Consider the following 13,950-nt stretch of genomic DNA (forward strand, 5'->3'; position numbering starts at 1 on the left):
GACAAACACCCGGTCTTTCCGCGATCGCTCTTAACTTTGGTTTACGTTAACTCTGCTTGGCCGGCGCTTGAGCCTTCCCCGCCGGGTGGAACCGCGTACAGTCCCGCCCGTCAACCAAGCGGGGACTTCAGGACATGGACGAGCGACGCAAGAACGTGCGCGACAAGGTCATCTACGGCGCCGTCGCGTCCAAGGACCAGAAGGCCAAGGAATGTGTCGTGCGCGACATTTCCGAGGAAGGCGCCCGTATCGAATTCCGAAGCGGCGCCCGCCTGCCCAAGGACGACATGACGCTGGCCATTGCCCGCAAGGGCCGCTCTTTCCTCGCCAAGGTGATCTGGTGGCGCGACAACATCGTCGGCGTCGCCTTCACCGATCCGCCGGTGGAGAGCAAGGAAAGCTCCGACATCGAAGCGCGGCTGCGCAAGAGCGAGAAGAAGAAGCGCGAGCTGCAAAAGCAGATCCAGAAGCTGCTGGGTCAGTAGAGCTCGTCGCATTCTCTCGCAACGACCGCCGCCCTCATCCCTCATCCTGAGGGACGCCGTACTTACGCCGCGTCTCGAAGGATGGCCACAACTCTCTGTGCATCTCATTCATGGTTCGAGACGGCGCCAAGAGGCGCCTCCTCACCATGAGGGCGGAGTCCGGAACATTCAAACAAAAACGGCCGGTGATCGCTCACCGGCCGTTTTTCATGTCTCAACCTCGGTCAGGCTTATGCCTTCACGAGCGGCCCCTTTGCCGAGCCCGAGCCGCCTTTCGGACCACCCGACTTCGGCTTCTTGGCCGCGCCGCGCTTCGCCGGCAGCTTCTCCGGCTTCGGCGTCACCGGACCATCGACGAATTCGAAGCCGATGCTTTCCTGCTCGACGCCGAGCACCGCTTCGTCCTTCTTCAGGATGACGCGGACATGGCCGCCATTCTTGAGCTTGCCGAACAGCAACTCGTCAGCCAGCGGCTTCTTGATGTGTTCCTGGATCACGCGGCCCATCGGGCGCGCACCCATCTGCTCGTCATAGCCGTGCTGGATCAGCCAGGCCTTGGCGGGGTCGGACAGTTCGATGGTGACGTCGCGGTCTGCAAGCTGGGCTTCGAGCTGCAGCACGAACTTCTCCACCACCATCCCGATCACCTCCGAGTTCAGATGCGCGAAGGACACGACCGCATCGAGGCGGTTGCGGAATTCCGGCGCGAACTGCCGGTTGATCGCCTCCTGATCCTCGCCTTCCCGCTTGCCACGGGTGAAGCCGAAGGCTGCACGTGCCATGTCGGCGGCGCCGGCATTGGTCGTCATGATCAGGATGACGTTGCGGAACGAGACCTGCTTGCCGTTGTGGTCGGTCAGCCGGCCGTGATCCATCACCTGCAGCAACACGTTGTACAGATCCGGATGCGCCTTCTCGATTTCGTCGAGCAGCACCACGCAATGCGGATGCTGGTCCACGCCATCGGTCAGCAGGCCGCCCTGGTCGAAGCCGACATAGCCGGGAGGCGCGCCGATCAGGCGCGACACCGTATGCCGCTCCATGTACTCCGACATGTCGAAGCGCAGGAGTTCGACGCCGAGCGACGCCGCGAGCTGCTTGGCGACTTCGGTCTTGCCGACGCCGGTCGGTCCCGAGAACAGGTAGGACCCGATCGGTTTTTCCGGTTCGCGCAGGCCCGCACGTGCCAGCTTGATCGATGCGGTCAGCGCCTCGATCGCCTTGTCCTGGCCGAACACCACCCGCTTGAGCGTGGTCTCCAGGTGCTTGAGCACCTCGGCATCGTCCTTCGACACGCTCTTGGGCGGGATCCGCGCCATGGTCGCGATGGTGGTTTCGATCTCCTTGATGCCGATGGTCTTCTTGCGCTTGCTTTCGGCCACCAGCATCTGCGCCGCACCGGATTCGTCGATCACGTCGATCGCCTTGTCCGGCAGCTTGCGGTCGTGGATGTAGCGCGACGACAGCTGCACCGCGGCCTCGATGGCTTCGTTGGTATATTTCAGCTTGTGATAGTCCTCGAAATAAGGCTTCAGCCCCTTCAGGATCGAGATCGCGTCTTCAACAGTGGGTTCGTTGACGTCGATCTTCTGGAACCGGCGCACCAGAGCGCGGTCCTTCTCGAAGTGCTGGCGATATTCCTTGTAGGTAGTCGAGCCCATGCAACGGATCGCACCCGAAGCCAGAGCGGGCTTGAGCAGATTCGAGGCATCCATCGCGCCGCCCGAGGTGGCGCCGGCGCCGATCACCGTGTGGATCTCGTCGATGAACAGGATCGCATTCGGATGCGCTTCGAGTTCCTTGAGCACCTGCTTCAGGCGTTCCTCGAAGTCACCGCGATAGCGCGTTCCGGCCAGCAGCGTGCCCATGTCCAGCGAGAACACGGTGGCCGCCGACAACACTTCCGGCACGTCGCTGTCCACGATGCGCTTGGCCAGACCTTCGGCAATCGCCGTCTTGCCGACGCCGGCTTCGCCGACGAATAGCGGATTGTTCTTCTGACGGCGGCACAGGACCTGGATCGCGCGGTTGATCTCGGCCGTACGTCCGATCACCGGATCGATCTTGCCGTCACGCGCCTTCTTGTTGAGGTTGACGCAATAGGTGTCGAGCGCCTCGCCCTTCTTCTTGGCGTCGTCACCGTTCTTGGTCTCGGTCTCTTCGTCAACGCCGCGCACCGGCCGCGCCTCGGAGACCCCCGGCCGCTTGGCAATGCCGTGGCTGATGTAATTCACTGCGTCGTAGCGCGTCATGTCCTGCTCCTGCAGGAAATAGGCGGCATGACTTTCGCGCTCGGCGAAGATCGCGATCAGCACATTGGCGCCGGTCACTTCTTCGCGACCCGACGACTGCACGTGAATGACGGCGCGCTGAATCACGCGCTGGAAACCGGCGGTCGGCTTCGCGTCATCCGCACCATCCGTCACCAGATTTTCGAATTCGGTTTCGAGATAATTGACAAGGCTTCCACGCAGCTTGTCGAGATCGACGCTGCATGCCCGCATCACCGCCGCGGCGTCGCTGTCATCCACCAGCGACAGCAGGAGATGCTCCAGCGTCGCATACTGGTGATGCCGCTCGTTCGCGAGCGAGAGCGCCCGATGCAGCGATTGTTCAAGGCTTTGAGAAAAAGTTGGCATTCCGCGTCCTCGTTGGCCCCCACCATCATGATCGTCGTTGCCGGGTCAGGCAACAAGAACCTTCTCACATATAGTGATGTCTGGTCGTGGTGGAAGGCTGGTTCCCGCTGCTTGTTGTGACGTGTCCGCAGAGCACGTTGTTCATTCCAGCACACTGTCACATGCGCTGTTGACGCGGCTGGACGGCCGCGTTCGCCTCACATCAGTTCAATGCAAGACCCGTTCCCGGTTTCCGGGAATTCACGGCGAGGCTACTTCTTTTCCATCACGCATTGCAAAGGATGCTGGTGCTTGCGCGCAAAATCCATCACCTGCGTCACTTTGGTTTCGGCAATCTCATAGGTGAAAACGCCGCACTCCCCGATCCCGTGATGATGAACGTGGAGCATGATCTGCGTCGCCGCCTCGGCGTCCTTCTGGAAGAATTTCTCCAGGACATGGACGACGAATTCCATCGGCGTGTAATCATCGTTGAGGATCAGCACGCGATACAGGTTGGGGCGCTTGGTCTTGGGTTTGACCTTGGTGATGACGGAGGTGGCCGGCCCACCGGGCGCGCCGGACCGGTTGTCGTCCTCCGCCATGCCACGCGGCTGCCGGCGGCGATCGTCGGGTGCGCCGGCTACAGGCATCTGGATGCCGTCAGGCATGAATGTCGAAGGTTTCTGGAACATGGCGCCTGTATAAAAGTCCCTAGCGGATAATGGCCAGCCCCGAATTGACAGCGTCCCCAGCCACGACGTGCCAGCGGACGCCTCAGGCGCGAAAGCGCCCCGGGTCGCCCTTGGGCCGGACGCTGTCCGTTGCAGGACCGACGCAGCCAATATGGGTTCCTGGGGCCATTCTCGCAAGCGCACCGCAGGTGCACCGAATGGCTCACCGCGCACCCGCCTGATGGCCCCCGGTCCGATCAGGGTTAACCGACCGTGCTCGATTTGACCGGATTCGCAAGCCAGCCATTTAACCATCGTTCACGATGATACCGGACGCACGTCCAACGGCCTGCCAATAGTCGGCTTTTTACCGATTTTCTGAGGACACCTTTACCACCTGTTTAGCCGCAGCCGTGGACATAACCGCCAGAAATCTACCAGTGGTGGTAACAATGTTTATTCAGTCCGTGTCGAACCAGGCAAAGCGCCTTGCAGCCAGGTTTGCCCGCCACGACGGCGGCAATATCGCCATGACCTTCGCGGTTGCTCTGGTGCCCCTGCTCGGCTTCGTGGGCGCCGCCGTCGACTATTCCCGCGCCAACGCCGCCCGCTCGGCGATGCAGGTGGCCCTCGACTCTGCAGCCCTGATGGTTTCGAAGGATCTGTCCGCCAATCCCACTCTGTCGGCCGCCGACGTCACGACCAAGGCGACTGCCTATTTCAACGCGCTGTACACTAATACGAATGCCAGCCAGGTGGCGGTGACAGCGAGCTACACCACCAACTCGAAGGACGGCTCGACCGTTACTGTCAACGGCACCGGTGTCGTCGCAACCGATTTCATGAAGATGGTCGGCTTCCCCCAGATGGGGATCAGCAGCGCCTCGACCACGACCTGGGGCTCGACGCGCATGCGCGTCGCCATAGCGCTCGACGTCACCGGGTCTATGCAGTTCAGCGGAAAGATGACCGCAATGAAAAGTGCGGCCAAGAACCTGATTGATACGCTGAGCGCTAATTCGCGGATGACCGAGGACCTCTATATCTCGATCATCCCATTTGCGCAGATGGTCAATGTCGGATCGAGCAACAGAAACGCAGCATGGATCAAGTGGACGGACTGGGATTCTGCCAATGGCAGCAACGTCTGCAACAATTATAATAGCCGTGGTCAGTGCACCAGTTCGACCTGGGTGCCAGCCAGCCACAACAACTGGAACGGCTGCGTGACCGATCGCGACCAACCCTACGACACGACGGCGGATGCTCCGACAACGGACTCCACGCGTTTCCTGGCCAATCAGTACAATGCCTGCCCGGCGCAGATCCTGCCGATGACGTCTGCCTACGGCGGCACTAATGTTAAGACGCTGAAAGACAAGATCGACGCCTTGTCACCAAATGGCGGCACGAACCAACCGATCGGCATGGCGTGGGCCTGGTTGACCCTGCAGATCGGCAGCGATCCTTTCCCCGCCCCGGCGAAAGATTCCAACTACAAGTACACCGACGCCATCATCTTGCTGTCCGACGGCACGAATACCAAAGATCGTTGGTACGGGAACGGTAACGACCCGTCGCCCGAGGTCGATGCGCGCCAGAAATTGCTTTGCGACAACATCAAGGCTGAGTACGTCAACAGCAAGCGCAAGACGGTCGTCTATACCATTCAGGTCAATACCGACGGAGGTCCGGACGCCACCATGCTGAAATACTGCGCGGATTCCGGCAATTATTATGCGACCACCAATGCCAGCGGCATCGCCACCGCATTCACAGCAATCGGCAACTCGCTCAACGCATTGCGCGTGTCAAAGTAACGCGGCGCATGCGCTGAAACAAAAACGCCCGGCCATCATGGCCGGGCGTTTTGATTTGAAAACCGTATCGCTTAGCGCGCCGGGGTCATCCTGGCGACGAAGCCCTCGAAGGGCTTGTACGCCTGCTTGGCGAGATCGACATAGAGTTCGCTGATCTTGTGCGATTCAGCGACGAAGGATTCATAGGCCGACTTGGCGTATTCGGTCTGCACTTCAAGCACCTTGTCGAGCGACTGCACGCCGGACAGTTTGGTCACGAAGGCGTTGCCGTCCTCGAACGACTTCTTGGTGTAGTCGCCAACCGCGACAGCGATAGCCTGTGCGCCGTTCTGAAGCGTGGCCGCCGACGCGACTGCACTTTCGAACTGCTCCTTGCCGTACTGCTGGATGTCTTCGACCTTGATCACTGCAAATCCTTTCCCGGATTGAACGGGTCAGCCGCAACCGGGTGAGCCCCGGTCTGATCTGACCGGCCCATCTATCGTGCAGTGCACAACCTAGTCAAGAATCTTGTGCAATGCACAATCTTTACCATTGGCGATAAATGCACGGGTGGCTTGCAAGGGTTGCTTAACCTTTTGGAAACTCGCCGGACCTACCCTGATTTCTTGCATTGGTGCGTTAGGGTCAAAAGCCCAAAAATTGCATGAGTACATACTCTTAGCCAGAATGGCCGCGTATGCTTCTGCCATCCCGCCGAGAGAACCGCTCAGGCTGACGCTTAAAACTGAGACACATCTTCGGTGTTGGGCATAATTTAGCCTCACGATCCGGGGAATGAGACTGATCTGACGGGGAAGTTCATGCTTCGCACAACGTTTGCTTCGTCGCGCACCTTGCGGGTGTGCGCTCTTGGGCTGGCAACCCTCAGCATCGCCGTCATCTTTACGACTGACAGCGCGGATGCCCGCCGGCGACATAAGTCGCGAAGCCACGTGGTGCGCGTCTCGAGTTACAATCCCGCCTTCTCCTCGATCATCGTCGACGGCAATTCCGGCGCGGTCCTGTCGTCGAACAATCCGGACGGCTCGCGGCATCCGGCGTCGCTGACCAAGATCATGACGCTGTACATGCTGTTCGAGAAGCTGGAAGCCGGCAAACTCACCCTCGACAGCGAAATGGACGTCTCGCAGCACGCCTCCGTGCAGGCCCCGACCAAACTGGGCCTGCGCCCCGGTCAGACGCTGCGTGTTGAGGACGCCATCAAGGCGCTGGTGACCCGCTCCGCCAATGACGCCGCCGTGGTGATCGCCGAAGCCATTGCCGGCGACGAAGACGACTTCGCCAAGCTGATGACCAAAAAGGCGCGCGCACTCGGCATGAGCCGCACGGTGTATCGCAATGCCTCCGGCCTCCCGGATGATGCGCAGGTGACGACCGCCCGCGACCAGTCGGTGCTCGGCCGTGCCATCCAGGATCGCTTCCCGCGTTATTACCGCTACTTTGCCACCGCCTCCTTCAACTATCGCGGCCGCAATATCCGCAACCACAACCGCCTGATCGGGTCAGTCGAAGGCGTCGACGGCATCAAGACCGGTTACACCCGCGCCTCCGGCTTCAACCTTGTCTCGTCCATGAAGCGCGGCAACCGCTATCTGGTCGGCGTCGTGCTTGGCGGCCGCAGCGGCGGCGCCCGTGACGCCGCGATGCGCAACCTGCTCGCCGAGAACCTGGACAAGGGTGCCACCCGCCGCACCGTGGCCGCGATCACCGAGCGCAATCCGTCCGAGGCCGCAACCGAGGTCGCCGAGGCCGAGGCCCAGGCGCGTCCGACCGAAACCAAACAGGTCAACGGCGCCATTCAGGTGGCCGCTGCAACGCCGGTCGTCGCTGAGCCGGCCGCCGAGCCGCCGGCTCGCGTCGCCACGCCCGCGGCCCGTCCGTCCGTCTTCGCTGCCGCCACCGCAGCCCTGCCCCCGGCGGCGCCGGTGCCGCAGGCCCGCAAGCCGGAGCCTGGCCCGCTGAATTCAGGCGTCATCCAGTCCGAGCCCGTCTCGATCATTCCGGGCTCGTCAGAGCCGATGAAGCCGGTTCGCGTTCGCACCGTTCAGGTCAAGTCCGGCCAGTACAAGCTGGCCTCCGCCGGCGGCGAGCAGCCCGCTCCGCCGACCACCACCAACGCTATCACGGCACGTTCTGAACCCACCGCCCGCTCGCCCGAGACCACTAACTCGCTCTATGCCCGCTCGGAGATGCCCCGCCAGCCGGCAGGCTTCGGCACCGGCAATGGGCTTCTCGGCGTCCTGCCGGCCCAGGGAAGCGCTCAGGGCGGCACCCAGATGGCCTATGCCGATCCGTCGCCGCGCAGCGCGCCCGCCCCTCAGGCCCCTGCTCCGCAGGCCGTACAGCAGGGCGGCGCTATCAAGCCCGTCGCGTCCCATACCGGCTGGATCATCCAGGTCGGCGCGCTGGAAAGCGAGAGCGAGGCACGGATCCGCCTCGACGCCGCGCGTGAACAGGCCCGCGGCCTGCTCGGCAAGGCCGATCCGTTCACTGAAACCGTCGTCGGCAAGGGCGACAGGAAGCTCTACCGCGCCCGCTTCGCCGGCCTCGACCGCGAGAAAGCCGAAGCCGTCTGCAAGACGCTGAAGCGTTCCGAGATCTCCTGCATCACCATCAAGAACTGATCGACCGATACCGTCGGATACGCAAATGGCCGGGACATTGTCCCGGCCATTTTGCTTTTGGTCACCATAAATCCCTGTGGCGACAACCTCTCGTCAAGACTTAGCCGCTACAAACTCAGACAGGGATTGATCGACCATGCCGGACAACGGTGGGCGATAGGGCGTTCTCAGAGAAACGGAAGCTGCTCGCAGTTGTAGCGTAAAAGCGTGCTGGAGTTAGCTGCGATGCGTGCGAAGCAGAGTGTCCTTGGCCTCGTTGACCCGGGCCGCCAGGTACGTCGAGCCCCCCTGGTCGGGATGCAGTTTCTTCATGAGGGATCGGTGCGCGCGGCTGATCTCGTCGCGGGCCGCACCCGGCTTCACGCCAAGGATCTGATAAGCCTCCTCCTCCGTCATTTTACTGCCAGGCGGCGCGCGGTCGTTCCGCCCTGCCGTATCGCCCTGCGCGTGCTGACGCCAAGCGGGAAACCGGCGGTCAAGATAACTTTCAAGTAACGCCACGCTCTCCGCGTCGAAGCCGGCCATCATCGCCGCCAGTTGCGGCAGGTCGAATGCATCGAGCGATTGTCCGGCATAGGGCCCGGCCACGATCCGTCCGCTGAGCTGGCCGCTGTCGTGGTCGAGGGTCATGTCCAGAAAAGCCGAGCGGACCTGCGAGGTCTGGCCCGGCGACTTTGCCCCGCCCCCGAACATGCCGCCGATATTGCCGAAGCCCGCGGTGCCGAACGGCGCCCAGCCCAAGAGGCCCGCGCCGAAGATTCCCAGCGGGATCGCCACCGCCAGTTCGCCCTTGATGCCGGTGAAGGCCGCAACGGCCAGCGCCAGCACCCCGCCGGCCAGCTTGATGCCGCGCGCCAGCAGCGTCGGATTTGCCGAGCGGAACATCTGCAGCAGCGTATAGAGCACAAAGACGGCGAGCGCGCCGGCGATCAAAGTAGGCATGACCGATAGATAGTCGGTTGCGGCCTCTCGCGAAAGCCGCGCCTTACTTCATCTGGCCGAGCAGCTTTGCCGCACCCGGTGCCGATGATGCCAGCCGCGTCAGAGCTTCCCGTCCGCCGGCGGCATAGGCGGCCACCGCGCGCAGCAATTCGCGAAGCTGCGCAGCCGCTCCCGGATCGAACCGGCACCAGGCGCCGCCGGTGAGCCGTGCAATCTCGCGAAACGCCCGTTCGGCCGCCGGGTCCTGGCCTTCCTGGAACATGAAGACCGGCACTTTCAGGAGGCCGAGTTCACCAGCCCGCGCACAGAGCTCGTCAACGGACTCCTCCATGGCGTCGCCCACGAACACCAGCGCCCGCACGCCGGAGGCCACCGCCTCGCGCCGCGTCTCCGACAGCACCCTGCCAATCTGCGTGTGCCCGCCCTGGCAGGAGATCTTGCCCATCAGCCGCGCCAGTTGCGCGGTGTCCGAAATCCAGCCGGTCGCGCGACACTCGCTGAGGCCACGGAAATAGACGAGACGAATATCGAGACTGCCGATCGATGCGGCCTCGCGAAACATGTCGGCCTGCAGCGTACAGGCCATGTCCCAGGTCGGCTGCCGGCTCATGGTGGCATCGAGCGCGAACACCAGCCGCCCGCGCCCGCCCGCCGCATGCGGCGCCATCGCTTTTGCTTTCGCAACAAATGCTGCGATGTCGGCCGATGCCGACGGTTGGGTCAGCGCATCGGTCTTGGATTTGGGAACGGTGGGATCGCTGGCCATTTGAACTCGCACTTGCTGCGAGCTTCATGTGGCGAGCACGGGCGGCGCGGTCAACCGCGCCGCAGAACTCAGTTCACGCTCGGCGTATATTGCGCGATCTTGCTCGGGTCAGTCGCATTGCTCTGCTGAGCCGGCTGTTCGAGAATCTTCGGCTTGCCGTTGACCGGCGCCAGCTTGCTGTCGTCGTCGAGGAACTTGTCGAGCAGTCCCTGAATCTTGGTCTTCAGAGTATCGGGGCCCCGATCGCTCATGTCGGTGTGCTGTGCACCGGTGTTCACGACCGTGATACCGGCCTTCTCGCAAATATCGTCATCCGGCACCACGCCGGGATCCGGCTTGAACACCGAGTCGTGCGAACGGAACGACAGGATCTTGAACTTGCCATCGGTCATGAACGGCACGCGCAGATTATCCAGCGTCACGACCTTCTTGACGTCATCCGGGAATTCCTTGGCGTAGAACATCGAGATGTCACCGCCGTTGGAATGACCGACCAGTGTCAGATGATCATAGTCGGAGTTCGGCTGAATCTTCTTCAGCTCCTTGACCGCAAACTTGATGTTCTGCACGCCGCGCTCATAGACCGGCAGACGGCCAACATAGATCTCGCCGACCTTGGTCACGAGCGGAGCGTCGGTATCGAGATCGTGCTGGATGCTGACGGCCATATAGCCGCGCGCCGCAAACACGTTCGCGAGGAACGAGTATTCGGTGAACTTGACGGTGTTACCGTGATTGAGGACTGCGACCGGCAAGGTGATCATGCCGGCATTGGCCTGCATTTCCTTGTCGCGACGAACGGCAATGTCGACCTGCACGGGACGATTACGCGACGCGTCGAAGAACGTCAGCGTCTCATGCCGAATGGCCCACTTCGACGCGGTAAAATACGCGGCGGTGGTCAGCACGCAAACCGAAAGCAGGATGAGAAGTCCGCGTTTCATGTTCGTCCCTGATCGGCCACTCAGCTAGAAGGCCGTTGGCCGGCTACAGCACTTATGGGCCGAAATGGCCTCAAGCGGCTGCTTCAACAGCATATATGTCACAGCCCGGTGACAGGAAGGCTAAATATTGTGAATTCCGAGCCATGTTATTGTGCGTCGCACCCGTTTCTTGTGCACCTGCTAAAGAAAACCACGACCGAATTGAGCGATTTTGAACGAATTTCGCAAGAGATCGGAATTTCAAAAACGCTCTGATTTCAACGACAAATCAACTGTCGAACGGGCTACTCGTTCCCCGGTAAAAGACAATGATACCTGTACTATCAGCGCAAAGTTGAGTGCGGCGTCGTTCATAGCCCGCCGAACGGGGAGCGCCGGCTTTACCAGTTGGACGCGACTCAGTTGCCAAGGATGTCGTGAACATCCAGCGGCTTGTCGACCTGCGCAAACCACTCGGCGCGGTTGGCGGCCCGGCGACGGCCCCGCTCATCGAGCGGGAGCTTCAACTTGCGCAGCAGTTCGATGACTTCCTCGCGCGCTGTGACATGGCCCATGCTCGGACGGCGCCCGAGCGTGGCTTCGTTGAGATCGTCCAGCGCCGTCAGGCCACGCGGGAAGAACTCACGATACATCACGCGCTCGGCGAGACCGTCGATGGCGCGGAAACCGAGCTGCAGCGAGAGTTGATCGAGCACGCCGGCGACCAGCATCTTGTTGCGCGAGCCGAGCATCGAGAGCCGGTTGCGCACCACGATCCAGTCTGTGGTGGAGCCATCGTGCTGACGGCGCTTGCGCCGCGCCTCACGCGCCATCTTCGAATAGTGGCTCTCGCCGGTCACCTTGTAGCTGACGGGATCGACGGCGCCGAGCACATCGAAATCGAGGAAGCTGTCATTGATCGGCGTCACCAGCGTATCGGCCATCGAATGCGCCAGACGCATCAGATAGGTATCACTGCCGGGCGTATCGATGACGATGAAATCATGGGTGCGCTCCACCGCGCTCACTGCGGCCATGAACTGCTCGAGTTCGAAGGCTTCGTTGTCGGCGATCTGCATCGTCTCACCGAGCTTGATGCAGCTATGGGTCGGCACGTCGAGCCCGAGCCCGCAACTGGCGGCCCATGCGGAGCGGTTGGCGATGTAGCGCGTAAAACTCTGCTGGCGGCAATCGAGATCGATGGTGGCGACACGCTGGCCGGCCTTCAAAAGCGCCACGGCGATGTGGAGTGCGGTGGTCGATTTGCCCGACCCGCCCTTCTCATTGCCGAGAACGACCACATGCGCCGTGCCGGACTGCCCCTGGGTGGTTTGCATCAGCATCGTACAATCCTTCAATCCATCTTCAAATCGCGAGGGATGGCGGTGGTCAAGCGAAATGCATGGGCATTCCGCCGTGCGGGCGACCAGACGCGCTTAATCATGAATCTCCGGCCAGTTGCGGCATCGGACACCCGCCAGCCTGGTATCGTGAGGCTTGGGTGATCCCGCCAGCTTTGATAAGCAGGGCGCACGCCCTCACCCGCCGCAGCCAGCAACAAGAACGAGCCGCAATGCCCCGCACTCCGATCGTCGCCCGCACCCTGCCCGCCCTTCGCAAGGCACTCGACGGCCTGCGCGCGCGCAAGGCGACCATTGGCCTGGTGCCGACCATGGGCGCGCTGCATGACGGCCACGTCTCGCTGGTCCGCCTCGCCCAGCGCCGCACCAGCAAGGTCGTGGTGTCGATTTTCGTCAATCCGACGCAATTCGCGCCGACCGAGGACTTCGGCTCCTATCCGCGGACCTGGAAGAGCGACCTCGCCAAGCTGACCGAAGCCGGCGTCGACCTGATCTGGAATCCCGACGCCAAGGTGATGTATCCGGAAGGCTTCGCAACCAGGATCACCACCGAAGGTCCGGCCACCGCCGATCTCGAGGATCGGTTTCGCCCGCATTTCTTCGGCGGCGTCGCCACCGTCGTCGGCAAGCTGTTCACGCAGGTGCGGCCCGACATGGCGTTCTTCGGCGAGAAGGACTATCAGCAGCTCAAGGTCGTGACGCGCATGGCGCGGGATCTCGATCTCGGTGTCAAGGTGACCGGCGCCACCACCGTGCGCGAACGCGACGGCCTCGCGATGTCATCGCGCAACGTCTATCTCTCCCCCGAAGACCGCGCGACCGCACCGGTGCTGTATCGCGCGATGAAGGAAACCGCCAGGCGCTTGCGTGCCGGCGATAGTTTCGAGGCCGCCATGGCGGGCGGCGCCGCGATGATCACCGCCGCAGGCTTCGCACTCGACTACTTCGAGGCGCGCCATGCGGAGTCACTGGCGCCAATAGCCTCAATCAAGGACGGCCCGGTGCGCCTGCTGGTAGCCGCAAGGATCGGCAAGACGCGGCTAATCGACAATATCGGGGTGTAGTCCACCGCGTCATTCCGGGGCAGGACGGACCGCGCAGCGGGCCGAACTGAGCCCGGAATCTTGGAGTGTTTTGCGCTGAACAGGTCGGGATTCCCTGCCACTCCAAGTGGAGTGGCTGAGGTTCGCGTCCGGCAAGTGCCGGCCGCGCCCTCAGGCAAACCAAATGGTTTGCCGGGGAATGACAGTGTGGGGCGGCAAGACAGCACCCAAACATTTTTTCCTATCTCTATTGACAACATCCCTATATTGATTATTTTCCGCTGCGTCCTGCCCCACCGAGAGGGGCGATCGCGATCGTCACGATTGCGGGGCGGGATGCGGTGGACGCCGGAGATGCGGCGTCACGGGATGTGTGGGTAACGGCTGTCTGCGGGCAGGCCGCATCGTCTGTGGTCAGGATACCACTGGGACAGGCGGCACGGCTTGCTGGCGGATGGAACGAGCCCGCAGATCAAGTGACGGACGACCAGATTCGAAACGCGTCCGGCCCAAGAGCTGCGCTCCCCCGGCCCTGTCGCGCAGGGCCAAACAAGGGTGACCTTGATCGGTCGCCTGGGCAAGCATTCAGCAAGCCGACAAAACACCGCAGGCGGAACGTCGGGCAATCGCCCGTGCTTCCGAAAGTCCTGATGCGCCAACTTGCGGAAGACCGCATCGGCATCAGGCCCAG

At 62.1% G+C, this 13,950-nt stretch carries 11 protein-coding genes; 4 read left to right on the plus strand and 7 right to left on the minus strand.

All coding sequences use genetic code 11. The annotated features are described in order from the left end of the window. The first annotated feature begins 134 nt into the window (after positions 1-134). A complete protein-coding gene (locus tag ACEK02_RS29765) occupies positions 135-485 on the plus strand; it encodes a PilZ domain-containing protein (protein ID WP_371425035.1) in 351 nt (116 codons plus the stop codon). A gap of 230 nt (positions 486-715) precedes the next feature. Here the strand turns inward: ACEK02_RS29765 and clpA are convergent, their stop codons facing one another. Next, positions 716-3,124, minus strand: a complete 2,409-nt coding sequence (gene clpA / locus ACEK02_RS29770; RefSeq protein WP_371425036.1) for an ATP-dependent Clp protease ATP-binding subunit ClpA — start codon at positions 3,122-3,124, stop codon at positions 716-718. 251 nt (positions 3,125-3,375) lie between these two features. Further along, entirely contained in the window at positions 3,376-3,708 is a 333-nt protein-coding gene (clpS, locus tag ACEK02_RS29775; protein ID WP_371425048.1) for an ATP-dependent Clp protease adapter ClpS, read from the minus strand. A gap of 521 nt (positions 3,709-4,229) precedes the next feature. On the opposite strand from clpS, the gene ACEK02_RS29780 reads away from it, so the two are divergent. After that, on the plus strand, positions 4,230-5,597 hold the full coding sequence (locus tag ACEK02_RS29780) for a pilus assembly protein TadG-related protein (RefSeq protein WP_371425037.1): 1,368 nt from the start codon (positions 4,230-4,232) through the stop codon (positions 5,595-5,597). Between the two features lie 71 nt (positions 5,598-5,668). Here ACEK02_RS29780 and ACEK02_RS29785 read toward each other — a convergent pair whose 3' ends face one another. Continuing rightward, complete coding sequence (locus tag ACEK02_RS29785; protein WP_371425038.1) at positions 5,669-6,004, minus strand: phasin family protein; 336 nt, start codon at positions 6,002-6,004, stop codon at positions 5,669-5,671. Between the two features lie 396 nt (positions 6,005-6,400). On the opposite strand from ACEK02_RS29785, the gene ACEK02_RS29790 reads away from it, so the two are divergent. After that, a complete protein-coding gene (locus ACEK02_RS29790) occupies positions 6,401-8,224 on the plus strand; it encodes a D-alanyl-D-alanine carboxypeptidase (RefSeq protein ID WP_371425039.1) in 1,824 nt (607 codons plus the stop codon). 216 nt (positions 8,225-8,440) lie between these two features. On the opposite strand, the gene ACEK02_RS29795 is transcribed toward ACEK02_RS29790, so the two are convergent. From ACEK02_RS29795 to ACEK02_RS29810, 4 genes are all read right to left on the minus strand, one after another. Next, a complete protein-coding gene (locus ACEK02_RS29795; RefSeq protein ID WP_371425040.1) occupies positions 8,441-9,166 on the minus strand; it encodes a DnaJ domain-containing protein in 726 nt (241 codons plus the stop codon). 43 nt (positions 9,167-9,209) lie between these two features. Then, a complete protein-coding gene (locus ACEK02_RS29800) occupies positions 9,210-9,932 on the minus strand; it encodes a VWA domain-containing protein (protein WP_371425041.1) in 723 nt (240 codons plus the stop codon). Between the two features lie 68 nt (positions 9,933-10,000). After that, on the minus strand, positions 10,001-10,876 hold the full coding sequence (locus ACEK02_RS29805; protein WP_371425042.1) for an alpha/beta fold hydrolase: 876 nt from the start codon (positions 10,874-10,876) through the stop codon (positions 10,001-10,003). A 398-nt stretch (positions 10,877-11,274) separates the two neighbouring features. Beyond that, entirely contained in the window at positions 11,275-12,198 is a 924-nt protein-coding gene (locus ACEK02_RS29810) for a division plane positioning ATPase MipZ (protein WP_371425043.1), read from the minus strand. Positions 12,199-12,428: 230 nt separating this feature from the next. On the opposite strand from ACEK02_RS29810, the gene panC reads away from it, so the two are divergent. Continuing rightward, complete coding sequence (panC, locus tag ACEK02_RS29815; protein ID WP_371425044.1) at positions 12,429-13,280, plus strand: pantoate--beta-alanine ligase; 852 nt, start codon at positions 12,429-12,431, stop codon at positions 13,278-13,280. Positions 13,281-13,950: the final 670 nt, after the last annotated feature.

The organism is Tardiphaga sp., assembly GCF_041424195.1.
Lineage (GTDB): Bacteria > Pseudomonadota > Alphaproteobacteria > Rhizobiales > Xanthobacteraceae > Tardiphaga.

Bases quoted from the DNA above. Each gene is read 5' to 3' on its own strand.
- ACEK02_RS29810 (WP_371425043.1), bottom strand. From the start codon at position 12,198: ATGCTGATGCAAACCACCCAGGGGCAGTCCGGCACGGCGCATGTGGTC.
- ACEK02_RS29780 (WP_371425037.1), top strand. From the start codon at position 4,230: ATGTTTATTCAGTCCGTGTCGAACCAGGCAAAGCGCCTTGCAGCCAGG.
- ACEK02_RS29790 (WP_371425039.1), top strand. From the start codon at position 6,401: ATGCTTCGCACAACGTTTGCTTCGTCGCGCACCTTGCGGGTGTGCGCT.
- ACEK02_RS29765 (WP_371425035.1), top strand. From the start codon at position 135: ATGGACGAGCGACGCAAGAACGTGCGCGACAAGGTCATCTACGGCGCC.
- ACEK02_RS29795 (WP_371425040.1), bottom strand. From the start codon at position 9,166: ATGCCTACTTTGATCGCCGGCGCGCTCGCCGTCTTTGTGCTCTATACG.
- ACEK02_RS29805 (WP_371425042.1), bottom strand. From the start codon at position 10,876: ATGAAACGCGGACTTCTCATCCTGCTTTCGGTTTGCGTGCTGACCACC.
- clpA (WP_371425036.1), bottom strand. From the start codon at position 3,124: ATGCCAACTTTTTCTCAAAGCCTTGAACAATCGCTGCATCGGGCGCTC.
- panC (WP_371425044.1), top strand. From the start codon at position 12,429: ATGCCCCGCACTCCGATCGTCGCCCGCACCCTGCCCGCCCTTCGCAAG.
- clpS (WP_371425048.1), bottom strand. From the start codon at position 3,708: ATGGCGGAGGACGACAACCGGTCCGGCGCGCCCGGTGGGCCGGCCACC.
- ACEK02_RS29800 (WP_371425041.1), bottom strand. From the start codon at position 9,932: ATGGCCAGCGATCCCACCGTTCCCAAATCCAAGACCGATGCGCTGACC.